The organism is Paracoccus sp. S3-43, from assembly GCF_029027965.1.
In the GTDB taxonomy this organism is placed as follows: domain Bacteria; phylum Pseudomonadota; class Alphaproteobacteria; order Rhodobacterales; family Rhodobacteraceae; genus Paracoccus.
Genome location: NZ_CP119082.1, coordinates 3119175 through 3143952 on the forward strand (window position 1 = coordinate 3119175; position 24778 = coordinate 3143952).

The following is a 24778-nucleotide window of genomic DNA, read 5'->3' on the forward strand; positions in this document are numbered from 1 at the left end:
CTGCGTCCCTTGGCCGGAATGACCGGACGGCACGAATCGCCGCCGGACAGATCCCTTCGTTGCTGCCCCGAATAAGGCGGCGGCGACACACGAAACCTTGATCTGCATCAAGTTCGGCTGTTTGATTCCGGTCAAGGCTGCGGCGTGGCAAATCCGCCATCCTCTGCCCCGACATGATCAAGGAGACCGAGATGGGTTACAAAAGCATCCTGACCGTCCTGTCCGACGCCCGCCAGCTGCCCCAGCTTGACGCGGCGGCGGCCCTGGCCGCGCGCGAGGACGGGCATCTGTCGGTCCTCAGCCTGGGACTGGATCACACGCAGGTGGGCTATTACTTCCCGAACGGGATGCCCTATGCGTTCCAGGACGCCATCGACTTGGCGATGGACCAGGCCGAGACGCTGGACCAGACGGTCCGGCAGCACCTGGCCCGCTTCGGCGACCTTCGCTGGTCGTCCGAGGCCGCGGTGGCCCAGATCGGCGGCATCGCCAACCTGGTGGGAATGCGCGCGCGGTTTTCCGACCTGACCGTCCTGTCCCGCCCCTATGGCGAGGACGCCCCCGGAGAGGCCGAGGCCGTGGTCGAGGCCGCGCTGTTCGAGGGCTGCTGCCCGGTCCTGGTCCTGCCCGGCACCGACCTGCCTGCCGATCCGCCGGGCAAGGTGCTGATCGCCTGGAACCAGTCGACCGAGGCCCTGGCCGCCGTCCGCCGCGCGCTGCCCTTGCTCAAAGCCGCCGGTTCGGTCGAGATCACGGTGATCGACCCGCGCGCCGGCACCGACGGATCCGAACCCGGCGCGCCCCTGGCGCAGATGCTGAACCGCCACGGCGTTCATGCCGACATCGCCGTGCTGGCCCGCACCTCGGGCACCGTCAGCGAGGAACTGAACCGCCGCGCGACCGAAATCGCCGCCGACCTGGTGGTGATGGGCGCCTATGGCCATTCGCGCTTCCGCCAGGCGATCCTGGGCGGGGCCACGCGCAACATGCTGGAAAAGGCCAAGGTGCCGGTGTTCATGGCGCGGTGACTGGAAACCGCTGTCTGGCGGAGGCTTTGCCTTCGCCACGCGGTGCCCCATCCTTCCCGCACCGCCCCCCTGCGGGCGCCGGCCTTCCGTGGTCGTGGGGTGGCGCCGTTTTTGAGCGGCACGTCGCTTCGCGGGCGGGGAAACACATTGTGTTTCCTGATCCCGCCAGGCCACGCAGCTTATATCAGGCCATCAGCCGCGCCCCGTCATGGCCCGCGATGCGCAGGTCCATCAGCGCGCCTTCGGGCTGGTCGGTGTCGAAGGCCACCTCGGTGAACTGTTCCGTGCGGCCCAGGCGCGGGCCTTCGGTCAGGACGCGATGGGTCCGGCCCACCTGCCCCTCCAGGTGGCGGCGCAGCGCGGCCTCGCCCGCCTCGCGCAGCCGGGCGGCGCGGTCGCGGATCACCGGGCCTTTCACGGCAGGCATCCGCGCGGCGGGCGTGCCCTTGCGGGCCGAGAACGGAAAGACATGCAGGAAGGTCAGCCCGCACTCGCCGACCAGTCTGACGCTGTTTTCGAACATCGCATCGGTTTCGGTCGGGAAACCCGCGATGATGTCGGCGCCGAAGACGATATCCGGCCGCAGCCGCCGCGCGTCCTCGCAGAAACGGATCGCGTCGTCGCGCAGGTGGCGGCGCTTCATCCGCTTGAGGATCATGTCGTCGCCGGCCTGCAAGGACAGGTGCAGATGCGGCATCAGCCGGGGTTCCGAGGCGATGGCCAGCATCAGGTTCTCGTCCGCCTCGATGCTGTCGATGCTGCTGATCCGCAGGCGTGGCAGGTCGGGCACCAGCCGCAGGATCCGCATCACCAGATCGCCAAGCCGAGGCGTGCCCGGCAGGTCGGCGCCCCAGCTGGTCAGATCCACGCCGGTCAGCACCACCTCGTTGAAGCCGCGCCCGACCAGCCGCTTGATCTGTTCGACCACCACGCCCGCCGGAACCGACCGCGAATTGCCGCGCCCATAGGGGATGATGCAGAAGGTGCAGCGGTGATCGCAGCCGTTCTGGACCTGCACATAGGCGCGGTGCCGCCCGAAGCCGTCGATCAGGTGGCCCGCGGTTTCCCGCACCGACATGATGTCGTCGACGCGGATCTTTTCCGTCTCGCCGATCAGGTCGGGCGCGCGCAGGCCCTGCCACGTCTCGGGCTGCATCTTCTCGTGATTGCCGATCACCCGCGTGACCTCGGGCATGGCCGCGAAGGTCTCGGGTTCGGTCTGCGCCGCGCAGCCGGTCACGATCACCGGCGCGCCGGGGTTTTCGCGGGCCAGGCGGCGGATTTCCTGGCGGGCCTTGCGCACCGCCTCGGCGGTGACGGCGCAGGTGTTGACGACGACCGCGTGGGGCAGGCCCGCCGCCTCGGCCATCTCGCGCATCGCCTCGGTTTCATAGGCGTTCAGGCGACAGCCCAGCGTGGAAAAGACCGGCGCGCTCATGACGCCAGCCAGTCCGGGGTCAGCACGCCGGAAAACACATGCGCGGTCGGCCCCTCCATCCAGACGCCATCCTCGCGCCAGTCGATCAGCAGCAGCCCGCCCGGCACGTTCACCCGGACCCGCCGCCCGGTCAGCCCGCGCCGCGCGGCCGCCACCGCTGCCGCGCAGGAACACGACCCCGAGGCCAGCGTTGGCCCGGTCCCGCGTTCCCAGATGCGCAGGATGATCTCGTCGCGGGACAGGATCTGCACGATTTCCACATTGGTGCGCTGCGGATACAGCGGGTGATGCTCCATCGCCGGGCCGAAGGTGGCCAGATCGACCGAGCCCGCCTCCTCGACGAAGAAGGTCGCATGGGGATTGCCCATCCCGGTCGCCACGGGATCGCCGTCGATCGGCAGGTGGTCGACATCCACCTGATGCGCGAGGGGAATCGCCCGCCAGTCCAGCACCGGCGGCCCCATGTTCACCCGCGTCAGACCGTTGTCCGCATCCTCGGCCAGCAGGATGGCGTGATCGGTGCGCAGGCTCAGCCGGTCGCGGCCGGTCTGGTCCATCACATATCGGGCGATGCAGCGCGTGGCATTCCCGCAGGCCGAACTGACCGAGCCGTCGGCATTCCAGAACCGCAGCCGCAGATCCGCCCGGTCGTCCGACTGGATCGTCGCAAGCTGGTCGAAGCCCACGCCCCGGTTGCGATCCGCGATGCGCGCGACCAGCCCTGCCGCAGGGGGATCGCCACCGGCACGCAGATCAAGGACGACGAAATCGTTGCCGAGCCCATGCATCTTCATGAAGGGCAGGCCGGGGACGGGGTTGCTGTTCATGGACGTCCTATAATCCCTGCCGGAAATTTCCGCCAGTGGGCGCGACTTTTCCGCTTGACGCCCCCGGCAGCCCCCCCTAGTAAGCGCCGATGTTGGGCCCGTAGCTCAGTTGGTAGAGCAACTGACTTTTAATCAGTGGGTCACAGGTTCGAATCCTGTCGGGCTCACCAACAAATTCAAGGGCTTAGGCAGTTTGCGCCTAGGCCCTTTTCCGTTCGGGCTACCACCGGGCTACCACGGAACGAAATTTCGCGCCCGCCCGGCACCGACAAGCGCGCCGGGCAGCCAGGCCTTGATCCGAACGGGCGGGTCGGGCTGGCGCATGACAGCCCAGCCGTTCGCTGGCCGGGATAGAAAGCCCAAGGCCTGCATTTTGCTCGGTAACCGTGTAACCTTGTAACCATCATTGTAATTTACTGTTTTTGCTGTCTTATTTCCATCCCGCCAGTTACAGGCAGGGTTACAGGCTTTCCTCATGCTGTAACCGGATGGTATTGCCAGACGACTGGCGCGGCACTAGAAAAACAACAAACACAACCGGAACATACAATGGTTTCAAGAGGATAGATTTTTCACGCATCGGGGCGCGAATTACCCCCGTTTGGGATAGGCTGGAAAGAACCTAGTTGTTTGATCCCACGGTTTGATGGTGCGATCCTTTCTTGGGAATGGAAGGAGGCATTATGGGCCAAGTTCGTCACGGGAGCGCCACGACCACGCACGCCATCCGAGCGGCAATACAGCGATCGCAAGCTTCGACCGCGTCACTGAGCCGGGAGTTGGGCATCATGAGCTACCCCCCGAAAATCGGACAGTGACGGAAGCTACGATCTGAAGTCTGCTGGTCTCCAAGAACGAGGAGAACAGAGATGTCGAGACGCAGGAACCACGATGCGGCGTTCAAGGCGCGTGTGGCGCTGGAAGCCGTGAAGGGGGAGCGCACAGTGTCAGAGCTGGCCGCCGAATATGGCGTGCATCCGACGATGATCCATCAATGGAAACGGTCGCTTCTGGAGGGTGCCGCAGGGATCTTCGAGCGGGGCGGCAAGGCTGCGGCAGCGGCCGAGGTTGCCGAAGAAACTGTCCGTGACCTGCACGCCAAGATCGGAGAGCTGGCCGTCGCCAACGATTTTTTGTCACGAAAGCTCAAGCCCTGGATCGGCAAGTGAGGCGCGGAATGGTTGAGAAGAACCACCCAAGCCTGTCGGTCGGGGCGCAGTGCCGCCTGCTATCGATCTCGCGGTCGTCGTTCTATTACGCGCCGCAGGGCGAGACGGCGATGAACCTCGACCTCATGCTGTTGATCGACAAGCAGTTCCTGGATACACCCTTCTACGGCGTGCGGCAGATGACGTGGCACCTGCAGAACGAGGGGCATGGTGTGAACCAGAAACGCATCCGGCGGCTGATGCGGCTCATGCGCCTGATGCCGATCTACCAGAGGCCCAACACCAGCAAGCCGAGAAAAGGCCACAAGACCTATCCCTATCTGTTGGGCGGGCTGCGGGTGGATCGGCCCGGTCAGGTCTGGTGCGCAGATATCACCTATTTGCCGATGCGGCGGGGCTTTCTGTATCTGGTGGCGATCATGGACTGGTTCACCCGCAAGGTGCTGGCCTGGCGGATATCGAACACGCTGGAGGCCGACTTCTGCGTCGAGGCGCTGAACGAGGCCATCCATCGCTTCGGCGCGCCCGGGATCATGAACACGGATCAGGGCTCACAGTTCACGTCCTTCGCCTGGACTGATCGGCTGAAGCGCATTGGCACTCGGATCTCGATGGACGGCAAGGGGCGCTGCATCGACAACGTCTTCATCGAGCGTCTGTGGCGATCCCTGAAGTATGAATGCGTCTACCTGCACGCCTGGGAAACGGGATCGCAGGCCAAGGTTGGTATTGGGCACTGGATCAACTTCTACAACCATCGACGACCCCACACTGCCCATGGCGGGCAGCCGCCCGCCGTGGTCTACTTCAACAGCAGCGAAACCGATCAGCAGGCACAGGCAGTAGCTTAAATCAGCCGGAAAGCTGTCCAAGGATCGGGGAGTAGCTCATCAACCCCAAGACCGTGTCAAAATGGCGTAAGCGGGCCACAGTGGAGGATCTGAAGACCGGGCCCAAGGAGCCTCGTTCAACGGTGCTGAATGAGGAGGAAGAAGCAATATGAATAGCCCCGAGTTTCTTAGACGCCTTCCCGTCTCATCATCTGCCGTCGCTCGAACTCTGCGGGCGACAGCATTCCGTTTCTCGCATGTTTGCGCTTCGGGTTATAGAACATCTCGATATAATCGAACACGTCCTGCCTTGCGTCTTCGCGGGTCCGGTAGGTCCTGCGCCTGATCCGTTCGCGCTTGAGCAGGTTGAAGAAGCTCTCGGCAACAGCGTTGTCGTGACAGTTGCCACGGCGGCTCATGGAATGCTCAAGATTGTGGGCGCGCAGGAATGCTGCCCAGTCCATGCTGGTGAACTGGCTGCCCTGATCTGAATGAACCAGCACCTTGGTCTTCGGCTTGCGCCGCCAGACGGCTATCCTTCGTGCGTGCGGTTGATGAGGCCGAGCGATTCCAGATGACGGAACGCATCGCAAAAGGCCCTGCGCCAGATCACCAGGCGCCGAACCACCTCACGCAACTCGTTGATGACATCGACGGGTTCGTGGATAACGTGTCGCCCGAGGTGCATGCCTACGAGGTGTCCGGGAAGAATATCTTGGATCAATGGTTCAGCTACCGCCGCCTAGATCGCACCCGCCCAATGATCGGCGACCGTCGACCGCCATCGCCACTCGACAAGGTCCAACCGGATAGCTGGCCGTCGTCGTATACAGAGGACTTGCTGAACCTACTCCATGTCCTGACGCTGCTGACCCAATTGGAGCCGGATCAGGCCGAGCTCCTGGATCGGGTATGCTCGGGCCCGCTGATTAGCGCAAAAACACTGCGCACCCAGGGCGTGTTTGACGATGCCAGCACCGCGACAAGCCGGCCCGGCGATGACCGGCAGAATGAGATGGTTTTCTGAGCCCTGCTTAGAAATAGACGCCGTGCTGCCTGAGCAATCGGTGATGCCACGCCGAAAGCTCCCGTTCGTCCCCGTGAGCTTCAAGCCGGCGATGCGACCGCACTACATTTCGATCCAGAGGTGAACGAGCCGAATACCCCCGAGCCCCGAACTGCGAGCGTGAGCAGAAGAGAGGCCCGCCACGCGCGATGGCGGATCATACTCTAGGAGCGACAGCTTGTCGGCGGCAGACCAGCCCTCGACGGCGTCGCTTTCGAGACCGTCGATCCAGTCGTCGAGCTGGACCGCCCACGATGGGATGTCTCTCTCCTGCACGTAGGCGATCATCGCCGCCCGATCGTGTGACGAACCGTGATGTCCCGCCTTGAAGCGTTGCACGCCGCCGGTCGTACTGAAGCGGCTGTATAGATATTCGCGCTCGTCCCGCTTGTGGCCCGTGGGAGTTGGGAGCCTCTTGCATTCGATCGGCAGGAGCGTTTGGTACTCGGTATATTCGCGGCCTTCGATCCAGATGACCGAGCCGCTCGGCGCGACGGCGAGGTCGATCGCGCGCCGACCATCGGCGGCGTCTGGCTCTTCGCGCCTGAACTGCAGAAAATCCCAGCCTGGCGTGTGACGGCTGGCGCTGGCGAGCTTCGCGCAGAGCTGCGCGGTCAAGGCGTCCTCGCTGGTCTGCGCGGGCCGGCGGGGATCATCGCGCCAACCGGGCAGGACGCTTCCAATGAAGCCGATAAGAGCATTCATCCACTCGCCGGGAAGATGAACCTCGCTGTCCAGCGTTCCGACCTGCGCCCGGCGCTCCCCCTCGTCGGCCAGCATCCTAGAAGCCCTGCTCGCGCAAGTCGGCGAACACGTCATCGGCATCGCGCAGCGCGATCGATCGAGTCCAGAACCGGTGCCGGTCGGGCTTCAGCAGGAAGACGAAGCCCTTGTCGTAAAGGCGGGTGATCCGGGTGACCGTCAGACCCGAGCCGCGGCGCCCGTGGAGGAGCGCATCGAACCTGCCGCGTAGCTCATCTGCTCCCGACCAGTCCACCGCGCCATCGCCGAACGCATAAGCCCTGCAGATCGCGCCCGACCACCGTTGCGATTCGAGCGGGCGTATCGGATTGCGCGTGTAGACGGCGTTGAGCTGACGGACGAACACGGCATCGAAGTCAGCAAGAGCATCGTCTGGCGCTGCTCGCATGACCGGCGCGGTTGGACTGCCCCCACGGAGTGGTCCGGGTTGATTGTTAGTGCATCGTCGGCCGCTGGTCTATTGGGATGAGGGCTTCCGGTGCGGGCGGGCGGTATCCCAGGGAGCTGTGCGGCCTGACAGTGTTGTAGTGGCGGCGCCATCGCTCGATGAGGATCTGGGCCTCCCTAAGCGAATAGAAGACTTCTGCGTCCAGGAGTTCGTCGCGGAATCGAGCGTTGAAGCTCTCGCAATACCCGTTCTCCCAGGGTGAACCCGGCTCGATGAACGCGGTCTTGGCACCAACTGCGCCGATCCAGCCCTGCACCTTCTTGGCAATGAATTCCGCGCCATTGTCGGACCTTATGAACGCAGGCGGGCCACGCAAGATGAACAGCTCCGTCAGGGCGTCGATTACGTCGGTGGAATTGAGCTTGCGGTTTGCACGGATCACCAGCGCCTCCTTCGTGAATTCGTCGATGATATTGAGCGTCCGAAACAGCCGTCCGTCATGTGTCCGGTCCTGAACGAAATCATAGGACCAGACGTGGTTCGGGTGCTCCGGTCGGAGACGGACGCAGGACCCGTCGTTCAACCAGAGCCGACCCTTCTTTGCCTGCTTTTGTGGGATCTTCAGCCCTTCACGCCGCCATATCCGTTCCACGCGTTTATGATTTACATGCCAACCGGCGTTGTTCAGCAGTCCGGTGATCATCCGATAGCCATATCGCCCGTAGGTGCGAGCGAGCGCGATGATGTCCTCCGTCAGCCGTTCTTCGTCCGGGGCGCCGCAAGGAACCTTGCGTTGCGTTGAGCGGTGCTGCCCGAGGGTGCGGCAGGCGCGGCGCTCGGATATGCCAAGCGCCTGCCGCACATGATCGATGCACTTGCGACGGCGCGAAGGGCTTAGAAGTTTCCCCGTGCAGCCTCGCTCAGGATCATCTTGTCCAAGGTCAGATCTGACACCGCGCGCCGCAACCGCTGGTTCTCCGCCTCAAGCTCCTTGAGACGCTTCAGCTGATCCCGGTTCATGCCGCCATACTGCTTGCGCCAGCGATAATACGTCGGCTCGGTCACGCCGATCTGCCGCACCGCGTCGGAAATCGCCATTCCCTGTCCATGAAGCACTTCGATCTGTCGAAGCTTCAGAACGATGTCTTCCGGTTTGTCTCGCTTGCCTGCCATCTGATGGTCCTCCTGAACAGGATATTTGTATCCCAGTTGGCGGACCACTTCAGTGGGGGCACTCCAGCCGAGGATGGCGGCTTCTTTGACAACCCAGCACGCGGCGTAGCGTATGAGGCAAAAGGTCAGTTCTGGGTGAACAACCACGCCCATATTCTTTCTGGGCGTGGGGATATTGAAACAAGTTTTCTGAGATCGTGGCTAAACAGCGTCGATTGGATGCAGTACGTTTCCGGATCGACCCGCCTGAAGCTTACGCAAGCCGGAATGAGTGGTGTCGAAATCCCCCTTCCGCCACTCCCCGAGCAGCGGCGGATTGTGCGCAAGCTCGACACCCTCAGCGCCCGCAGCACCACCGCCCGCACCCACCTCCATGCCATCGAAAAGCTGGTGGAGCGGTATCGGACGGCGGTTCTGGAGGCTGCTTTTCGGGCGGAATGGGATGCGGGGTGCGATACAACCATCGCGAGCTGTTTGGAGCATGCCGAAACCGGCCTCGTCAGAAGCAAGGCAGAACAAACCGCAGGCGAGGGCCACCCCTACATCCGAATGAACCACTACGATCTGGCTGGCAGGTGGAACGACCGTGACCTCACCTATGTCGCGGCCACATCAGCCGAGTTTGATCGGTATCAACTGAGGGCGGACGACCTGCTGTTCAACACGCGGAACAGCGCCGAACTGGTTGGCAAAGTGGCGATCTGGCCAGAGGGCAAGGACGGCTACCTGTTCAACAACAACCTGCTGCGCATGCGCTTCTCGGAAGATGTCGTGCCCGCCTTTGCCTTTTGGCAGATGTCCTCACCGCCCTTCCGGCGCTACATTGAAGGCTTCATAAGCGCCACCACAAGCGTTGCCGCGATTTATCAGCGTTCGCTCATGGCCGCCCCATTCTGGGTGCCTGATCCCGACGAACAACGCAAAGTCCTCCGCCGCATCGAAACCGCCTTCGCCAAGATCGACCGCCTCGCCGCCGAGGCCGCAAAGGCCCTGAAACTGCTAGGCCGCCTTGATCAACGCATTCTGGCCAAAGCCTTTGCAGGCGAGCTTGTTCCGCAAGATCCGAGCGACGAACCCGCCGAAACCCTCCTCGCCCGGATCCGCGAAGCCCACGCTGCTGCACCCAAGGCCAGGCGCGGCAGAAAAGCCCGCGCATGACTTCGTTGTATCAGATCCGGGACGGCCACCTGCGCCCCGCCACCCGCCGCGCCCTGTCAAAGGAAGAGATGATCGAAGGTTGGGTCGCCTCGAATCCCGGTCTGGTCGGCATCGACGCCCTGATCATCGGACGACAGGTGCCGACAGACCACGGCAAGTTCATCGACCTTCTGGCCATGGACGCCATCGGCGGGCTGGTCATCATCGAATTGAAGAAAGACCGCACCCCTCGCGAAATCGTCGCTCAGGTGCTGGATTATGCCTCCTGGGTAAGAACCCTGACGACCCCGGAAATCTATGACCGTGCCGAGAAATATCTGGGAACACGGCTTGTCACCGCGTTCCGTGACCGCTTTGGCGAAGGGGTCCCGGAACGGCTCAACGCCAGCCATTCCATGCTGATCGTTGCCAGCGAACTCGACCCTGCCTCGCGCCGGATCGTGGAATACCTGTCGGAAGAACATGGCGTCGCCATCAATACCGTTTTCTTCAACGTCTTCGAGGTCGATGGCCAGGAATGGCTGACGACCGACTTCCTGCTGGACCAGGAGGCAGTGGAGGAGCGTTCGGAACGCAAGGTCCGCGCTCCATGGTCGGGCTATTACTTCGTCAATGCCGGCTTGGGCGAACATCGTTCCTGGGCGGACATGAAGCGATATGGGTTCATCTCAGCTGGGGGCGGCGAGTTCTACTCGAAACGGCTATATCAGCTCAGCATCGGTGACGAGGTTTTTGTCTATGACAAAGGCAACGGCTACATCGGCTACGGTGTTGTGACAGCCGAGGCCCGGCCTGCGGCCGAGTTCACGACGCCTGATGGTACACTCTTCGACCAACCGCTGTCCGAACCCCGAATGAAGCGCCTTGGCGAGCCGCAAGAAAACGCAGAGCACGCCGTCGGCATCGAATGGCGCAAAACGGTTGATCCTGCCCAAGCCAAGCGCTTCAAAGGGGCGTTTGCAAACCAGAACATAGTCTGCAAGTTACGGGATGAAGCGACAGTAGATTTCCTGACCGAACAGTTTGGGGTCACTCGACCGAGCATAACCTGATGGCTTGATGGGTGAGAACCGACTGTTAATAGTGCGGCGTTGCAGTCGCGGCGCATCCAGAAAGCGTTCACTCATCCAATGCGCGGCGAACCATTCCCTTAGCCGCTATCCCCTCTCCTACGGAAAAATCCGCACCACGTGGCAGCCTAGTCGAAGCGGATGCCGAATAGACCACCGTCAGAGGTATCTGAAAGCGTCGTTTCAAGGACATAGTCTTCAAAGCTGACGCCGCTCTCACGTTCGGCCCGGTCGATTTCATCTGAGTTGAGAAGCGTCACATATTGTATGCCCGTGGTTTCCGAGAAGTCGGCGGCGATCTGAAGGGCGCGAGCGAACTGACGACCGTCTACTGGCTCGAAAAGGTGGCTATCATGGATGATGAAGCCTGGGCCTTCGCCGCGCCCTTTTGCCAATGCAGCGAGGGTGAGGTCGAAACAGAAGACTTCCATGCTCATCACACCGGCGCTGCCATCAGCGGGGGTCTGTGGCAGGAAGCGCAGACCCGTATCAGTGGCTGAAATAGCCAGTTGGCCGGGCTTCTCGTATAGACGCTCCGAGATTTCCGAGAAGGTTCGGCTTGCTGTATCTATAATCATGGACCGCTCGCGACGGTCCTGACGCAGCGCGCGAACAGCTTCCTCCACCTCACGCTCAAGCGACTCGACGCGGTCTTCTAGCTTTCGGGCTTCCTGCAGACGTCCCTCAAGCTGCTTAAGTTCGGATTCGCGTCCGGCAAGCTCATCGCGCAGCCGAAGCAATTCGTCTGCTGGGCCGCTTGCGCGCAATGATCGGGTGATATTACGGCGGCGTTCTTCAATCCGCTCGCGAAGCGGTTGGCGATTCGTGATACGCTCCTGCGCCGCGGCGATCTCGTTCCTGAGATGGGATTGCCGGTTTTCGAGCAGCTTCTCGTGGAAGCGACGGACCTCTTCATAGCGATCGGTCACGAGGTCGGGGAAGATTATCCTCGCTTCATCAAACAATCGGGCGATGTCCGGTGCATCAGTGAAGACCTCCGCCTCCAAAGTCCGCGCGTTGACGTCGATCGCCTCCTGATCGATCACATCGCTATCGGATAAATCGCGAAAGTCATGATTCAATTTCGCGAGCTCGCGCTCCAGTTCGCGAAATGCGGGCAGGACATTGAATGCTTCGATCCGCTCTGCGAGACGATCGCGACCGAGCTTTACAGAAGCGATCTGTGCTTCAAGCTGAGCCTCTAGGTCAGCGCGCTTGGCCCCCTCCGCCGCAGCACTATCAAGGGCAGCCAGAGCTTTCTGTGCATTCTTGGTTTGCTTTAGCGCGGCCTTTGCTTGGTGCAGGTGACGCACCAGTTCGGCGTCGAGGCCGAACAGGTGGGCGAGTGAGGTTTCAGTCACAGCGGCGGACTGGCTCCGGAAGGTTCGTGTAGGGCTATCAAGGCCGCCATCCCTCTTGCGGCGGGCGAAATAGGTCACGAGCTGTCGGTAAGAGACATCGCCGTTGCCGCGCTTCTCCCCGAGCCCGAACCATTCCTGGCCGAGCCGCTTGCACCACTGGGCGTTTTGAATGCGATCTACGCCAGAAGTTGGCGAGCTAATAGAGACCTGCTTGGAATTGGCGACGCTGCGCGTGACCTCTATACGCTCAGGGCCCACATCGAGCTCGAGCGTGAAATTCCATTCGGCCAACTCGGGTGCAGCTAGGGCGCCCTCGGGCTTTCCGCCGAGAAGAAAGTGAATCAAGTCGATGGCGCTCGATTTACCGGCTCCGTTGCGGCTACGCCTCTCGCCGTCGTCGCCACTATCGGTGCGCGTCGCTAAAATTATGTTGAGACCTGGTCGGAAGTTCAACGTCCTGAATCCTGACCGGTCAGATGATAAGCGGTGCAGCATCACTGGCCTCCGACGCGACGACGAATGAGTCCGTCGTCGGTGATCGAGACCAATTTCATCATAAAGAGTAAGTCAATAGCGAGGATGAAGAAGGCATATGAAACCGGATGAGCCTCCTGCTGCATTCGAAATTCATCCCAGATGCCGGAGACCGTACGCGGGGAGCCGAGACCGTCAAAAACCTTGCCAGCCAGCGTGAGCAGTGCACGATCTGGACTGATATTCTTTGTTGGAAGGATCACGGCGCAAATTCCACCACTGGAATCTCAAATATCTGACAAGTTTCGAAAAAGCGTGTCACGATCGCTAGAGCTGCGGTGTCGCGCTCTGCGTCGCCCGTGCCGCCGCCTGCGAAGACTACCATCTCCCTGAATATGTGATCGGGTTCAAGACCCGACGTGCGGCATTCTGCGTACCGGGCCTTGAACCCTTGTGCCATACGTTCCGGTTCCTCCGGATCGGGTTGGTCGTGCAAGTAGTCTTCGACCTTCATGACGCCGGTCTGGCCGATCGAAAGAAAGTGGCGCGTCGCATCGGATAATGTGTTGAAGCTCACCTTGGTCGCGAGGTCGGCGGAGAGTGGCACGGGCTCGTTCGGATCGATGGCGATGGCGCGGCGGATCAAGGTGAGGGCTCGCCCCAGATTCGCGTAGGTGATCCTTGCCATATCCGTCGCCCGGGGCGCACGGCCATAGAGCCGCGCACGCTCCTCTGCCGGCAAGCTCCGGAGCAGGCCTAGAATGTCGGACCGAGTAAGCGGTCCCGCCGGAACCTTCAGTTCGTCGGCAAGCTGACCTATCTTGCGCACCAGTTCTGAAGGTAGCTTGTCGCGATAAAGATTGACTACGAATTTCCACTCTTGAAGCTGAGCACCCCAATGCTCCTTCGCTCCACGGAAATCTTCTTCAATCTTCGCTAGAGCGTCGTCGACGTTTGCCTGTCCGTAGCGGGGACCATAGCACTGATATACGGTGCCGGTTGAAAGCCGGAACCCATCGCACTTCAGGTCGCCACGTCGCCCCATGGGAATTGTAGGCGTGAAGTCATCTTTCCAGAGCGACTTTGCAACCAACTGAAATCGCGTTTCGAATGCGTCACCTTCGAGATCTTTTAAATCCGATTCGGCGCGGAGGCGCTGCCATTCCCAATCAAATTCGTCCATTCGCCCCTCATTCTCCGCTGCCAACTGCCCATCGATCCCACAAACAAATGTCGAACCTCTCAGTTTGGCCAACGCCAGCTATAGCGATTTTGCGGCCATAGTGGATGGGTCGCAAGAGACTTAAGGCGCCGCTCGGTGGGCGAACCAGTTCGCCTCATTATGAGGACTTAATTGTCCTGCCGCACCTCAAGGCATCCCTGTCGCCGTAAACATCGATAGCAGCACGCAATCCCGCTGCGTGCTTTATGATCTCGATAAGCGCAAACACAATATGTTTCAGTATTTTAGTGAAATTGTGGCCTCGTCACGAGGCAATTCCCTTAATCAAAAAGGCAGAACTATCTGCCTCTTATCAATCGAAAACTGGTCGGAGCGAGAGGATTCGAACCTCCGACCCCCTGCTCCCGAAGCAGGTGCGCTACCAGGCTGCGCTACGCTCCGACCGTGGTGGGGCAGGTAGCGCGGGCGGCGGGCGAATGCAAGCCCCGTCAGGGGCGCGGCGGCCATATTCTTTGCAAAAGCGTGGTGCGGGGCGCCGTCACCGTTTCCGCGCGGATGCGCGAGGCGATCACGGGGCGGTTGGTGGAATTGCCGCCCCTGCCTTCGCGCCAGACGATATAGATGCCCGACCCGATGATCACCGTGGCGCCCAGGACGGTGGGCAGGTCCAGAACCTCGTCGAAGAAGATCCAGCCATAGGCCGTGGCCCAGAGGATCTGCGAATACTGCATCGGGGCGACGATCGCGGCCTCTCCGGCGCGATAGGCGAGGATCAGCAGAAACCCGGCGATCAGGCCAAGGCAGGCGATCACCCCGGCAAGGGCCAGATGCGGCAGTTCCATTGGCCGGTATCCGATGGCCAGCGATGCGCCGGTGGCCAGGAAGTTGCCCAGCATCGGCCACATCAGCAGGACCAGCGGGCGTTCCGACCGGCCCAGTTTGCGCAGGATGACGGCGGTCATGGCCGACCCATGGCCGCCGCCAGCGCGGCCGCATGACCCGGCCCCAGGGGCTGCGCGCCGGGGCGCAGCACGATCAGGACGCCGGCCAGGCCCGCCACGACCGCCAGCCACCGGTGCATCCCGACCCGTTCTCCCAAGATCGGGATCGACAGGACCGTCACCAGCAGCGGCGCGGCGAACAGGATCGCATAGACCTGCGCCAGCGGCAGTTGCGAGAACGCGAAGAAGCTGCCCATCCCGGCGATCACCCCCACCACCGTCCGGGCCGCGACCCAGCCGGGATGGGCCGGGCGCAGCGTGCCGGGGGTGGGGTCGCGCATGATGATGACCATCACCAGCGGAAAGGACAGAAGCGACGAAAAGAACAGCACTTGCAGCGCGGGATACTGCGTGCCCAGCGTCTTGATCACCACGTCATGCGTCGCATAGAGGCCCATGGCCAGCAAGGCCAAGGCCGCGCCGCGAACGTTTGACGCGCCCTCCATCAGCTCTGGGACAGGGCCGCGACGATGCGGTCGCCCATCTGCGAGGTCGAAACCGGCGTGCCGCCCTCTGGTCCCATCAGGTCGGCGGTGCGCACGCCGCAGGCCAGCACCCGTTCCACCGCGCGTTCCAGATCGGACGCCGCCTGGCCTTCGTCGAAGGAATAGCGCAGCGCCATCGCGAAGGACAGGATGCAGGCGATCGGGTTGGCCAGCGCCTTCCCCGCGATGTCGGGGGCGGATCCGTGGACGGGTTCGTACATCGCCTTGGGCCGGCCGTTCGCCATCGGCGCCCCCAGGCTGGCCGAGGGCAGCATCCCCAGGCTGCCGGTCAGCATCGCGGCGGCATCCGACAGCAGATCGCCGAACAGGTTGTCGGTGACGATCACATCAAATTGGCGCGGGTTGCGGACCAGCTGCATGGCGCCGTTGTCGGCATACATATGCGACAACTCCACGTCAGGGTATTCGTTGTCATGGACCCATTGCACCTCTTCGCGCCAGAGGATGCCGGATTCCATCACATTGGCCTTTTCCATCGAACAGACCCGGTTCGACCGCCGCCGGGCCAGTTCGAAGGCCGATCGGGCGACGCGGCGGATTTCCCCGCTGGTATAACGCTGGGTGTTGATGCCGACGCGGCCGCCTTCGTTTTCGGGGTTGTTGTCGTCGGCATGGATGCCGCGCGGCTCGCCGAAATAGACGCCCGAGGTCAGCTCGCGCACGATCAGGATATCCAGGCCCGCCACGACGTCCCGCTTCAGCGACGAAAAATCGGCCAGCGCGTCGAAGCATTGCGCCGGGCGCAGGTTCGCGTAAAGGTCCATCTCCTTGCGCAGGCGCAGCAACCCGCGCTCGGGCTTGAGGCTGAAATCCAGCGTGTCGTATTTCGGCCCGCCGACCGCGCCCAGCAGCACCGCGTCGACCGATTGCGCGCGGGCCATCGTCTCGTCCGTCAGCGGCACTCCGTGCGCGTCATAGGACGACCCGCCGACCAGCCCGTGGCTGATGTCGAAGGACATGCCGCGATTGGCCTCGAACCAGCCGATGACCTTGACCACCTCGGCCATGACCTCGGGGCCGATCCCGTCGCCGGGCAGGATAAGCAGGGAATAGCTGTCGGACATGGTTCCTCCTTACGGGCGCGATGCCCCTGCGGCACTAGCCAAGCGCCGCTGCGGGGTCAAGTTCGGGCAGGGCGCGATCCGCGCCGGGCCGGCCCCGCCCGAGGCCCCGCGCGGGCATGGTCCGACCGGCTGGCGAATTGCACGTCTTGCACCTTTGCGCGCCCTGTCGCAGCTTGCGCGGCAAGGGAAGGAAGCCGCTTATGCCCAAAATCTCAGTCGGGATCGTCAGCCTGGTTCTGGCCTATGTCCTCAGCCAGTTCTATCGCGCCTTCCTGGCGGTGCTGACGCCGGTGCTGGGGACCACGCTTGGCGCCACGCCCGGCGATCTGGCGCTGTCTTCGGGGCTGTGGTTCGCGACCTTCGCGGCGATGCAGATCCCGGTGGGGCGGATGCTGGACCGGATCGGGCCGCGCCTGACCGTGGCCCTTCTGCTGGGCGGCGCCGGGGGCGCGGGGGCGGCGGTCTTTGCCCTGGCCCAGGCGCCCTGGCATCTGCATCTGGCGATGGCGCTGCTGGGGGTGGGCTGCGCGCCCGCGCTGATGGGATCCTATTACATCGTTGCCCGCGAATATCCGGTGGCCGCCTTCGGCGCCATGGCGGGGATGATCGTGGGCTTCGGGTCGCTGGGCAACATCCTGGGCGCGACGCCGCTGGTCTGGGCCATCCAGGCCTTCGGCTGGCGCGCGACCATGGGGGCCTTGGGCGCCTTGACGGTGGCGGTGGCCCTGCTGATCGCGCTGACGGTGCGCGACCCGGCCCGGCTGGGCGCGGACCATCCCCAGGGTTCGCTGGCCGAGGTGCTGCGGATCCGCGCCCTGTGGTTCATCCTGCCCTTGTTCTTCGTGAACTATGCCGCATCCGGCGCGATCCGGGGCCTGTGGGCCGCGCCCTATCTGGAACGGGTGTTCGGCGCGGACGCCGGGCTGATCGGGCGGGCCACGCTGGCGATGGGGCTGGCGATGATCCTGGGGAATTTCCTGGTCGCCCCCGCCGTGCGGGTGGTGGGCAGCCTGCGCCGGACGGTGCTGATCTTCACCGGCGCGACGCTGGCGGTGATGGGATTTCTGTGCCTGAACCCGCATCCCGGCCTGGGGGTGGCGGTGGTCCTGCTGGCGATGATCGGGCTGTCCGGGGCGGGCTATGTGCTGCTGATGGCGCATGGCCGGTCGTTCCTGCCCGATCACCTGGTCGGGCGGGGGGTGACGTTCCTGAACATGATCTCGATCGGAGGGGTCGGCGTGATGCAGTTCGCCTCGCGCCCGGTGTTCCAGGCAGCGTCCGGGGCCTTTGCGCCGCCGCAGGCCTTCGCCCTGCTGTTCCTGTTCTTCCTGATCCCGCTTGCCATCGGTTTCGCCCTGTATTTCCTGACGCCCGAGGCCCGGCATGGCTGAACCCATGGTCGATCCGCTGGTCGTCGCCCCGAACCTGAAACGCCGCCTGTCGGGCGTCACCGCGACCGTGGTTCGCCTGATACCGGTGCAGGCGCGGATGATCGCCATCCGCGCCACCGGCCCCGGCCTGCCGCCCGAGGTGCCGCATATCCCGCTGATCCGGGCCGCGACGATGCCGCGCGACCGCTGGCGGGTCTGGCACGCCCGGCGCAACACCGAAATGGCCTTGGGCCTGATCCTGCGGCGGATCCTGCGGCGGAAATACCGGCTGTTGTTCACATCGGCCGCGCAGCGCCGCCATACCGGCTTTACCAAATGGCTGATCCGCCGACAGGACGCGCTTGTCGCCACCTCGGACAAGGCCGCCCGCTATCTGGACCGGCCCGCGACGGTGGTGATGCACGGGGTGGATACCCATGTCTTCCGCCCCGCGCCCGACCGGGCGGCGCTGCGCCGCGACCTGGGGCTTGATCCCGACGCGGTGCTGATCGGCTGCTTCGGCCGGGTGCGCGCCCAAAAGGGGGTCGACCTGCTGGTCCGCGCCGGGCTGCGGCTGCTGCCCGACCGCCCGCGCGCGCAGATCATCTTCACCGGCCGCATCACCCCCGACAACCGCGCCTTCGCCGACGACCTGCTGGCCCGGATCGCGGCGGCGGGCCTGTCGGACCGGATCCGCTTCCTGGGCGAGCTGCCCTGGGACCAGGTGGTGCGCCACTACCAGGCGCTGGATCTGTTCGCCGCCCCCGCCCGGTGGGAGGGCTTCGGCCTGACGCCGCTGGAGGCGATGGCCTGCGGCGTGCCGACCGTCGCCGCCCGCGTCGGCGCCTATGAGACGCTGATCCGCGACGGCGTGACCGGCAGCCTGGTGCCGCCGGACGATCCCGACGCCCTGACCGACGCCCTGCGCCGCTGGCTGGACGACGATCCCGCGCGCCAGGCGGCGGGCCGCGCCGCGCTTGCCCATGTCACCGCGAACCACGCCATCGAGACCGAGGCCCGCGCCCTGGTCGCCATCTATCACGATCTTCTAGGCCGGCCATGAACAAGCTGCGCTTCTATGCCGCCCGGACCCTGCGGGACGACGCGGCCATCGCCAGCCTTTCGGTCCCGCAGGCCGATCTGCTGGCCGAGCTGGCGGGCAAGACCGTCGCGCTGATCGGCAATGCCCGGTCGCTGGCCGAAACCCGGCACGGCGCGGCCATCGACGCCGCCGACCTGGTGATCCGCATCAACCGCGCGCCCATGCCCTCGGCCTACAGCCACGGCACCCGCACCGACTGGCTGGCCCTGGCGGTGCGGCTGGCCGATGCCGATCTGGCCCGCCTCGCGCCGCGCCGCGTCCTGTGGATGTCGCCCAAGCGCAAGCGGCTGGGCTGGCGCATCGCGCATGGCGAGGGCTTCTATCTGCATCCGCTGGCCGATTACCACGCGCTGAAGGACCGCCTGGCCGCCCCGCCGACCACGGGGGCGATGATGATCGACCTGGCGCTGCGGTCCGGCCTGGCCAGCCTGACGCTCTATGGTTTCGATTTCTTCGCCAGCCAAAGCCTGTCGGGCAGCCGCACCGCCGACCAGGTGCCCCATGACTTCGGCGCCGAGGCCGCCTGGGTCGCGGACATGCAGCGCCGGGACGGGCGGCTGATCCTGGCGTGACCGGCCCGCCGGACCCTTTCCCCTTCCCTTGCTGGCCTGCTTGCGCTAAAGCCACGCGACCGCCAGAAAAGGAGTCCCAAGGAGATGGGTTACAAAGTCGTCGTCGCGGGCGCCACGGGGAATGTGGGCCGCGAAATGCTGAACATCCTGTCGGAACGCATGTTCCCCGTGGATGAGATTGCCGCGCTGGCTTCGCGCCGGTCGCAGGGCACCGAAGTCAGCTTTGGCGACAAGACCCTCAAGGTGAAGGACATCGAGCAGTTCGACTGGACCGGCTGGGACATCGCGCTGTTCGCCATCGGCTCGGACGCCACGAAAATCCATGCGCCCAGGGCCGCCGCGGCGGGCTGCGTGGTGATCGACAACTCGTCGCTCTATCGCTATGACCCCGAAATCCCGCTGATCGTGCCCGAGGTGAACCCGGACGCGATCCAGGATTACCGCAACAAGATGATCATCGCGAACCCCAACTGCTCGACCGCGCAGATGGTCGTGGCGCTGAAGCCGCTGCACGACCGCGCGCGGATCAGGCGGGTGGTGGTCAGCACCTATCAGTCCGTCTCCGGCGCGGGCAAGGAGGGCATGGACGAGCTGTGGGACCAGACCAAGGGCATGTATGTGCCGGGCCAGGAGGTCGCGGCCAAGAAGTTCCAGAAGCAGATCGCCTTCAACGTGATCCCGCAGATCGACGTCTTCCTGGACAGCGGCGATACCAAGGAAGAATGGAAGATGGTCGCCGAGACCAAGAAGATCCTCGATCCGTCGATCAAGGTCACGGCGACCTGCGTGCGCGTCCCGGTCTTCGTCGGCCATTCGGAATCCATCAATATCGAGTTCGAGGATTTCCTGGACGAGGACGAGGCCCGCGACATCCTGCGCGAGGCGCCGGGCATCCTGGTCGTGGATAAGCGCGAACCGGGCGGATATACGACTCCGGTCGAATGCGTGGGCGATTTCGCCACCTTCATCAGCCGCATCCGCCAGGACGTGACGGTGGAAAACGGGTTGAACCTGTGGTGCGTCAGCGACAACCTGCGCAAGGGCGCGGCGCTGAACGCCGTGCAGATCGCCGAGCTGCTGGGCAACCGCGTGCTGAAAAAAGGCTGACCGGGTGTTCGACTGGATCACCGGATTCCTGAACGGCGGCGGGGCGTTGGCCATCGCCGCCCTGATGTTTCTGGAAAACCTCTTTCCGCCGATTCCGTCGGAACTGATCATGCCGCTGGCGGGCTTCAACGCGGCGCGCGGCGGCACGCCCCTGTGGCTGGCGATCCTGGCCGGGGGCCTGGGATCGCTGGCGGGGGCCTGGTTCTGGTATCTGGCCGGGCGGGCCTTCGGCGCGCAGCGGATGCGGCTGCTGATCGCGCGCCATGGCCGCTGGCTGACCCTGACCCTGTCCGAATTCGCCGCGGCCGAGGGATGGTTCCGCCGCCATGGCCGGGCCGTGGTGTTCTTCGGCCGGTTCATCCCGACCGTGCGCACCCTGATCTCGATCCCCGCCGGGATCGAGCGGATGCCGCGGGGGCAGTTCCTGCTGTTCACCGCGCTTGGCAGCTTCATCTGGTCGGGCGGGCTGGCGCTTGCCGGCTATCTGCTGGAAGACCGCTATGAACGCGTCGAATCCTGGATCGACCCGCTGTCCACGGCGGTGGTGCTGGGCATCGTCGCGCTGTATGTCTGGCGCGTGATCCGCTGGAAGCCCGACGCCTGACTGTGCATCGCCTCGTGCGGTCCACCACCCCGGACCGCGGGGCTTGCATTCCGATCAGACGGCCGTCCAGCTTTTGCCGCCGTCGATCGCTTGGAACAGCGTCCCTTCGCTGATGTCGTGGACCAGGCCGTGCAGCGACATCTGCCCCCCTTCGACCGCCGCCCGGACAAAGGGGAAGGTCATCAGGTTCTCGATCGAGACCAGCACCGCTTCCCGTTCCAGGGCGGCGACCTGCTCGGCCTCGGGCAGATCCTTCACGCGGTCATAGCCGGGGCGCAGGATGTCCATCCAGCGGCCCACGAAACTGGTCTTTTCCTCAAGCTCGGGCGCCTGGCCGGAACACATCGCATGGCAGCCCGCGACGCCGCCGCAATGGGTATGGCCGACGACGATCAGATGCGCCACCTTCAGCGCCTGCACCGCGTATTCGACGGCGGCCGAGGTGCCGTGCTGCAACCCGTCGGGCGCATAGGGCGGCACCAGGTTGGCGATGTTGCGGTGGATGAAGAATTCGCCCGAATCCGCCCCGAAGATGCTGGTGACGTGGACGCGCGAGTCGCAGCAGGAAATCACCATCGCGCGCGGGCGCTGACCGTCGATGGCAAGGCGGCGATACCAGGCGCTGTTCTCGGCATAGGACGTGGCCTTCCAGCCGTGAAAGCGGCCCGCCAGATATTGCGGCAGCGGACGGATATTATGCATGGCTCACCTTGTCTTGTCCCGCCGCTTGATAGGTCGTGATTAAGGCAAATTCGAGAGATTTCTTCTGTCGGCGGCAAGCCTTTCTTCATGGCGTGCAGGCATGGTCGCCGGATCGACATGCAAGACAGAAGGCAAGGCAGATGGCACAAATCATGGCGTTGGCCGTATCGGAACCGGTCCGGGTCGATTCCCGCCGCCTGGGCGACATCGTGACCGAACTGGGCGAAACAGCGGCGCAGAACGTCATCGGCCTGGCCCTGGAACAGCTGGCGGGCGCCCTGACCGGCGCCGACAAGGCCGTGAGGGCGGACGACCTGGCCGAGGCCGCGCGCCAATGCGATCTGCTGGCCCGGCTGGCCTGGCAGATCGGGCTGCTGTCGCTGGCGGGGGTGGCGATGGATCTGGGCTTTTGCGCCGACCGGCGCGAGGCCGTGGCCATCGGCGCGGTCCATGCCCGGCTGATGCGGGTGGGCAACCGGTCGCTGACGGCCATCTGGGATCGGGGCCACCTGGACTGAGACGGGGTTGCGGGGGCGCATCCAGCCTGTAATCTCTCCCCCGACCGATCCAAGGACAGGCCCCATGATCCCCGATTTCGCCCCCGATTCCGCCGATGCCCTGCCGCTTTGGGCGGTCTGGAAGGGCGACCCCCTGGCCGACCAGGCCGGACCCTGGCCTGCCGCCAGCGGCTTTTCGGGAAAGATGGCCGAGATTTGCCTGCTGCCCAACGCCTCGGGCGGGCTGGCCGGGGCCTTCCTGGGCCTGGGGGACCGCGCGCAGGCCAGCCGCCACCGCTTCGCCCTGGCCCATGCCACGGCGCTGCCGCCGGGAACCTGGCGCGTCGCCCTGCCCCAGGGGGCCGACCCGAATGAGGCGGCCCTGGCGCTGCTGCTGGGCCAGTATCGCTTTTCCCGCTACAAGGGCGCGCCCTATGCCGGGCCGCAGTTCATCTGCCCCGAAGGCGCCGATCCCGCCCGGATCCGCGCCCAGGCGGCCGGAGAGTTCCTGACCCGCGACCTGATCAACACCCCGGCCAACGACATGGGGCCAAACGACCTGGAAGCCGCCGCCCGCGCCCTGGCGGACGAGATCGGGGCCAGCGTCGCGGTCACCACCGGCACCGGCCTTCTGGACGCCAACCTGCCGATGATCCACGCGGTCGGCCGCGCCGCCGAACAGGCCCCCCGCCTGATCGACATCCGCCTGGGCGACAGCGGCCCGCGCCTGACGGTGGTCGGCAAAGGGGTCTGCTTCGACACGGGCGGGCTGGACATCAAGCCCTCGGCGTCGATGCTGCTGATGAAAAAGGACATGGGCGGGGCGGCCACCGCGCTGGGCCTGCTGAGGATGCTGGCGCTGACCGGCGCGGCGGACCGGATGCGGATCCGGGTGCTGCTGCCGGTGGTCGAAAACAGCGTCTCGGCCACATCCTTCCGGCCGGGAGACGTGCTGAAAAGCCGCAAGGGCCTGACGGTCGAGGTGAACAACACCGATGCCGAAGGCCGCCTGATCCTGGCCGATGCGCTGACGCTGGGGGCCGAGGAATCGCCCGACCTGATGATCTCGCTGGCCACCTTGACCGGGGCGGCGCGGGTGGCGCTTGGTCCCGACCTACCGCCGTTTTATTGCGACGACGACGCCACAGCCGAGGCGCTGACCCGCGCCGCGATGGCAACAGCCGATCCCCTGTGGCGGATGCCCTTCTGGGACGGCTACGAATCGCAGATCGAGCCGCCGATCGCCGATCTGGACAACGCGCCCTCGGGCGGCATGGCGGGGTCGATCACCGCCGCGCTGTTCCTGCGCCGCTTCGCCCAGGGGGCCGGGCGCTATGTCCATCTGGATATCTATGGCTGGCAGCCGGTGCTGGCGCCGGGCCGTCCCAAGGGCGGCCTCGGCCAGGGGGCGCGGGCAATCCTGGCGGCGCTGCCGCAGATCCTGCCATTCCTGCCATGACGCTGGACCGCCGCCTGACCCCCGCCACGGAACGCGTCGCCCTGGAAAGCCTGTGCGGGGTGATCGAACGGCCCGCCTATACCCCCGGCCAGGCCGCGCGGCTGATCGTGCCGCTGGCCGACCTTACGATGGCGCCCGATGGCCGCCGCGACCGGCAGGTCAATTTCGGCGCCGATGTCACGGTGATCGACACGCGGGGCGGCTGGTGCTTCGTCCAGGCCGCGCTGGACGGCTATTGCGGCTGGCTGCCCGCCGCCGCGCTGACCCGCGACCTGGCGCCCGTCACGCATCGGGTGACGGCCCCCGCGACCCATGTCTATCCCGCCCCGGACATGAAGCGGCCGGAACGGGCCAGCCTGTCACTCGGCGCGCGCCTGTCGGTGACGGGGACCGAGGGGCGCTTCGCCCGGCTGGCCGACGGCGGCTTCGTTCCGGTCCAGCATATCGGCGACCAGCCCGCGACCGACCCGGTGCCGGTCGCGGAAAGCCTGCTGGGCACGCCCTATCTGTGGGGCGGCAACAGCCGCTGGGGGATCGACTGTTCGGGGCTGGCGCAGGCGGCGCTGACGGCCTGCGACATCCCCTGCCCCGGCGACAGCGACCTGCAACGCGACGCCTTTCCGGCGGCCGAGGAGATCCGGCGGGGCGACCTGCTGTTCTGGCCCGGCCATGTCGCCCTGGCCATGTCGCCCGACCTGATGATCCACGCGACCGCCTGGGCCATGGCGGTGATCGTCGAGCCGATCGCCCAGGCCATCGCGCGGATCGACGCGCAGGGGGACGGGCCGTTCCTGGGGATCCGCCGTCCGCCTCTGGCGCAGCCCGCTGCCATGGCCTAGACCGCGCCGGAACAAAGGAGACGCGGCC

23 protein-coding genes, 2 tRNA genes and 4 pseudogenes are annotated in these 24778 nt (G+C 64.8%); 16 read left to right on the plus strand and 13 right to left on the minus strand.

Annotated features, from left to right (window positions below; all coding sequences use genetic code 11):
- Positions 1 to 191: 191 nt before the first annotated feature.
- Positions 192 to 1028 carry a universal stress protein gene (locus PXD02_RS16200; RefSeq protein ID WP_275104846.1) on the plus strand — a complete coding sequence of 279 codons (837 nt, stop codon included), beginning with the start codon at positions 192 to 194 and terminating at the stop codon, positions 1026 to 1028.
- Positions 1029 to 1212: 184 nt separating this feature from the next.
- Here the strand turns inward: PXD02_RS16200 and mtaB are convergent, their stop codons facing one another.
- Complete coding sequence (gene mtaB, locus PXD02_RS16205) at positions 1213 to 2466, minus strand: tRNA (N(6)-L-threonylcarbamoyladenosine(37)-C(2))-methylthiotransferase MtaB (RefSeq protein ID WP_275104847.1); 1254 nt, start codon at positions 2464 to 2466, stop codon at positions 1213 to 1215.
- Positions 2463 to 3293 carry a diaminopimelate epimerase gene (dapF, locus tag PXD02_RS16210; RefSeq protein ID WP_275104848.1) on the minus strand — a complete coding sequence of 277 codons (831 nt, stop codon included), beginning with the start codon at positions 3291 to 3293 and terminating at the stop codon, positions 2463 to 2465. Before dapF ends, mtaB begins: the two co-directional genes overlap by 4 nt.
- 94 nt (positions 3294 to 3387) lie before the next feature.
- Here dapF and PXD02_RS16215 point away from each other — a divergent pair.
- The 4 genes and pseudogenes from PXD02_RS16215 to PXD02_RS16230 form a co-directional block, all read left to right on the plus strand.
- Positions 3388 to 3463: transfer RNA gene (locus tag PXD02_RS16215), tRNA-Lys, on the plus strand.
- 513 nt (positions 3464 to 3976) lie between these two features.
- A pseudogene (locus PXD02_RS16220) lies at positions 3977 to 4081 on the plus strand (IS481 family transposase); the annotation flags it as partial.
- An 81-nt stretch (positions 4082 to 4162) separates the two neighbouring features.
- Positions 4163 to 5313 (plus strand): IS3 family transposase gene (locus PXD02_RS16225; protein WP_473092036.1). Its coding sequence is split into 2 segments (ribosomal slippage): positions 4163 to 4459 and positions 4462 to 5313, totalling 1149 coding nucleotides; the frame shifts between segments, so codons are not numbered across the junction.
- Positions 5314 to 5351: 38 nt separating this feature from the next.
- A pseudogene (locus PXD02_RS16230) lies at positions 5352 to 5462 on the plus strand (IS481 family transposase); the annotation flags it as partial.
- Between the two features lie 18 nt (positions 5463 to 5480).
- Here the strand turns inward: PXD02_RS16230 and PXD02_RS16235 are convergent.
- Positions 5481 to 5828, minus strand: a pseudogene (locus PXD02_RS16235) (IS3 family transposase); the annotation flags it as partial.
- 38 nt (positions 5829 to 5866) lie between these two features.
- Between PXD02_RS16235 and PXD02_RS16240 the strand changes: the two are divergent.
- A complete protein-coding gene (locus tag PXD02_RS16240; RefSeq protein ID WP_275104849.1) occupies positions 5867 to 6319 on the plus strand; it encodes a hypothetical protein in 453 nt (150 codons plus the stop codon).
- Positions 6320 to 6421: 102 nt separating this feature from the next.
- Here the strand turns inward: PXD02_RS16240 and PXD02_RS16245 are convergent, their stop codons facing one another.
- From PXD02_RS16245 to PXD02_RS16255, 3 genes are all read right to left on the minus strand, one after another.
- Complete coding sequence (locus PXD02_RS16245; RefSeq protein ID WP_275104850.1) at positions 6422 to 7138, minus strand: hypothetical protein; 717 nt, start codon at positions 7136 to 7138, stop codon at positions 6422 to 6424.
- A gap of 1 nt (position 7139) precedes the next feature.
- A complete protein-coding gene (locus tag PXD02_RS16250; RefSeq protein ID WP_275104851.1) occupies positions 7140 to 7508 on the minus strand; it encodes a hypothetical protein in 369 nt (122 codons plus the stop codon).
- 46 nt (positions 7509 to 7554) lie between these two features.
- Positions 7555 to 8681, minus strand: a protein-coding gene (locus PXD02_RS16255) for an IS3 family transposase (RefSeq protein WP_275103593.1) whose coding sequence is annotated in 2 segments (ribosomal slippage) — positions 7555 to 8417 and positions 8417 to 8681 — 1128 coding nt in all. Because the reading frame shifts where the segments join, the coding sequence is not laid out codon by codon here.
- A 135-nt stretch (positions 8682 to 8816) separates the two neighbouring features.
- Between PXD02_RS16255 and PXD02_RS16260 the strand changes: the two genes are divergently transcribed.
- Positions 8817 to 9839, plus strand: a complete 1023-nt coding sequence (locus tag PXD02_RS16260; RefSeq protein WP_275104852.1) for a restriction endonuclease subunit S — start codon at positions 8817 to 8819, stop codon at positions 9837 to 9839.
- Positions 9836 to 10891, plus strand: a complete 1056-nt coding sequence (locus PXD02_RS16265) for a PDDEXK family nuclease (RefSeq protein WP_275104853.1) — start codon at positions 9836 to 9838, stop codon at positions 10889 to 10891. Before PXD02_RS16260 ends, PXD02_RS16265 begins: the two co-directional genes overlap by 4 nt.
- Before the next feature lie 146 nt (positions 10892 to 11037).
- Here PXD02_RS16265 and PXD02_RS16270 read toward each other — a convergent pair whose 3' ends face one another.
- From PXD02_RS16270 to leuB, 6 genes and pseudogenes are all read right to left on the minus strand, one after another.
- A complete protein-coding gene (locus tag PXD02_RS16270) occupies positions 11038 to 12723 on the minus strand; it encodes a DUF2326 domain-containing protein (protein ID WP_275104854.1) in 1686 nt (561 codons plus the stop codon).
- 41 nt (positions 12724 to 12764) lie between these two features.
- Positions 12765 to 13007 (minus strand): ABC-three component system middle component 6, encoded by a 243-nt coding sequence (locus PXD02_RS16275; protein WP_275104855.1) that lies wholly within the window; start codon positions 13005 to 13007, stop codon positions 12765 to 12767.
- The gene (locus PXD02_RS16280; RefSeq protein WP_275104856.1) at positions 13004 to 13927 is read right to left on the minus strand and encodes an ABC-three component system protein; all 924 of its coding nucleotides are present in this window, start codon (positions 13925 to 13927) and stop codon (positions 13004 to 13006) included. The genes PXD02_RS16275 and PXD02_RS16280 overlap by 4 nt, the downstream gene beginning before the upstream one ends.
- A 364-nt stretch (positions 13928 to 14291) precedes the next feature.
- Positions 14292 to 14368 (minus strand) — tRNA-Pro (locus PXD02_RS16285).
- Positions 14369 to 14415: 47 nt separating this feature from the next.
- A pseudogene (locus PXD02_RS16935) lies at positions 14416 to 15374 on the minus strand (DMT family transporter).
- Entirely contained in the window at positions 15374 to 16498 is a 1125-nt protein-coding gene (leuB, locus tag PXD02_RS16295) for a 3-isopropylmalate dehydrogenase (RefSeq protein ID WP_275104857.1), read from the minus strand. Before leuB ends, PXD02_RS16935 begins: the two are co-directional and overlap by 1 nt.
- Positions 16499 to 16698: 200 nt before the next feature.
- On the opposite strand from leuB, the gene PXD02_RS16300 reads away from it, so the two are divergent.
- The 5 genes from PXD02_RS16300 to PXD02_RS16320 all read left to right on the plus strand — a co-directional run bounded on the left by PXD02_RS16300 (position 16699) and on the right by PXD02_RS16320 (position 21253).
- Entirely contained in the window at positions 16699 to 17889 is a 1191-nt protein-coding gene (locus tag PXD02_RS16300) for an MFS transporter (protein WP_275104858.1), read from the plus strand.
- On the plus strand, positions 17882 to 18931 hold the full coding sequence (locus PXD02_RS16305; RefSeq protein ID WP_275104859.1) for a glycosyltransferase family 4 protein: 1050 nt from the start codon (positions 17882 to 17884) through the stop codon (positions 18929 to 18931). Before PXD02_RS16300 ends, PXD02_RS16305 begins: the two co-directional genes overlap by 8 nt.
- Positions 18928 to 19542 (plus strand): glycosyltransferase family 29 protein, encoded by a 615-nt coding sequence (locus tag PXD02_RS16310; RefSeq protein WP_275104860.1) that lies wholly within the window; start codon positions 18928 to 18930, stop codon positions 19540 to 19542. Before PXD02_RS16305 ends, PXD02_RS16310 begins: the two co-directional genes overlap by 4 nt.
- A gap of 84 nt (positions 19543 to 19626) precedes the next feature.
- Entirely contained in the window at positions 19627 to 20649 is a 1023-nt protein-coding gene (locus PXD02_RS16315) for an aspartate-semialdehyde dehydrogenase (RefSeq protein ID WP_275104861.1), read from the plus strand.
- Positions 20650 to 20653: 4 nt separating this feature from the next.
- A complete protein-coding gene (locus PXD02_RS16320) occupies positions 20654 to 21253 on the plus strand; it encodes a DedA family protein (RefSeq protein WP_275104862.1) in 600 nt (199 codons plus the stop codon).
- A 54-nt stretch (positions 21254 to 21307) separates the two neighbouring features.
- On the opposite strand, the gene PXD02_RS16325 is transcribed toward PXD02_RS16320, so the two are convergent.
- The gene (locus tag PXD02_RS16325; RefSeq protein ID WP_275104863.1) at positions 21308 to 21955 is read right to left on the minus strand and encodes a carbonic anhydrase; all 648 of its coding nucleotides are present in this window, start codon (positions 21953 to 21955) and stop codon (positions 21308 to 21310) included.
- A 140-nt stretch (positions 21956 to 22095) separates the two neighbouring features.
- On the opposite strand from PXD02_RS16325, the gene PXD02_RS16330 reads away from it, so the two are divergent.
- From PXD02_RS16330 to PXD02_RS16340, 3 genes are all read left to right on the plus strand, one after another.
- Positions 22096 to 22473 carry a hypothetical protein gene (locus PXD02_RS16330; protein ID WP_275104864.1) on the plus strand — a complete coding sequence of 126 codons (378 nt, stop codon included), beginning with the start codon at positions 22096 to 22098 and terminating at the stop codon, positions 22471 to 22473.
- Positions 22474 to 22537: 64 nt separating this feature from the next.
- The gene (locus PXD02_RS16335; RefSeq protein WP_275104865.1) at positions 22538 to 23911 is read left to right on the plus strand and encodes a leucyl aminopeptidase family protein; all 1374 of its coding nucleotides are present in this window, start codon (positions 22538 to 22540) and stop codon (positions 23909 to 23911) included.
- Positions 23908 to 24750, plus strand: coding sequence for a C40 family peptidase (locus tag PXD02_RS16340; RefSeq protein WP_275104866.1), 843 nt, complete (start codon positions 23908 to 23910; stop codon positions 24748 to 24750). The genes PXD02_RS16335 and PXD02_RS16340 overlap by 4 nt, the downstream gene beginning before the upstream one ends.
- The last annotated feature ends 28 nt before the right edge of the window (positions 24751 to 24778 follow it).

What these genes read in the sequence shown, in the direction of transcription:
- PXD02_RS16200 (WP_275104846.1), top strand. Translation starts at nt 192, where the DNA reads ATGGGTTACAAAAGCATCCTGACCGTCCTGTCCGACGCCCGCCAGCTG.
- mtaB (WP_275104847.1), bottom strand. Translation starts at nt 2,466, where the DNA reads ATGAGCGCGCCGGTCTTTTCCACGCTGGGCTGTCGCCTGAACGCCTAT.
- dapF (WP_275104848.1), bottom strand. Translation starts at nt 3,293, where the DNA reads ATGAACAGCAACCCCGTCCCCGGCCTGCCCTTCATGAAGATGCATGGG.
- PXD02_RS16240 (WP_275104849.1), top strand. Translation starts at nt 5,867, where the DNA reads ATGACGGAACGCATCGCAAAAGGCCCTGCGCCAGATCACCAGGCGCCG.
- PXD02_RS16245 (WP_275104850.1), bottom strand. Translation starts at nt 7,138, where the DNA reads ATGCTGGCCGACGAGGGGGAGCGCCGGGCGCAGGTCGGAACGCTGGAC.
- PXD02_RS16250 (WP_275104851.1), bottom strand. Translation starts at nt 7,508, where the DNA reads ATGCGAGCAGCGCCAGACGATGCTCTTGCTGACTTCGATGCCGTGTTC.
- PXD02_RS16265 (WP_275104853.1), top strand. Translation starts at nt 9,836, where the DNA reads ATGACTTCGTTGTATCAGATCCGGGACGGCCACCTGCGCCCCGCCACC.
- PXD02_RS16280 (WP_275104856.1), bottom strand. Translation starts at nt 13,927, where the DNA reads ATGGACGAATTTGATTGGGAATGGCAGCGCCTCCGCGCCGAATCGGAT.
- leuB (WP_275104857.1), bottom strand. Translation starts at nt 16,498, where the DNA reads ATGTCCGACAGCTATTCCCTGCTTATCCTGCCCGGCGACGGGATCGGC.
- PXD02_RS16300 (WP_275104858.1), top strand. Translation starts at nt 16,699, where the DNA reads ATGCCCAAAATCTCAGTCGGGATCGTCAGCCTGGTTCTGGCCTATGTC.
- PXD02_RS16305 (WP_275104859.1), top strand. Translation starts at nt 17,882, where the DNA reads ATGGCTGAACCCATGGTCGATCCGCTGGTCGTCGCCCCGAACCTGAAA.
- PXD02_RS16310 (WP_275104860.1), top strand. Translation starts at nt 18,928, where the DNA reads ATGAACAAGCTGCGCTTCTATGCCGCCCGGACCCTGCGGGACGACGCG.
- PXD02_RS16315 (WP_275104861.1), top strand. Translation starts at nt 19,627, where the DNA reads ATGGGTTACAAAGTCGTCGTCGCGGGCGCCACGGGGAATGTGGGCCGC.
- PXD02_RS16325 (WP_275104863.1), bottom strand. Translation starts at nt 21,955, where the DNA reads ATGCATAATATCCGTCCGCTGCCGCAATATCTGGCGGGCCGCTTTCAC.
- PXD02_RS16330 (WP_275104864.1), top strand. Translation starts at nt 22,096, where the DNA reads ATGGCACAAATCATGGCGTTGGCCGTATCGGAACCGGTCCGGGTCGAT.
- PXD02_RS16335 (WP_275104865.1), top strand. Translation starts at nt 22,538, where the DNA reads ATGATCCCCGATTTCGCCCCCGATTCCGCCGATGCCCTGCCGCTTTGG.
- PXD02_RS16340 (WP_275104866.1), top strand. Translation starts at nt 23,908, where the DNA reads ATGACGCTGGACCGCCGCCTGACCCCCGCCACGGAACGCGTCGCCCTG.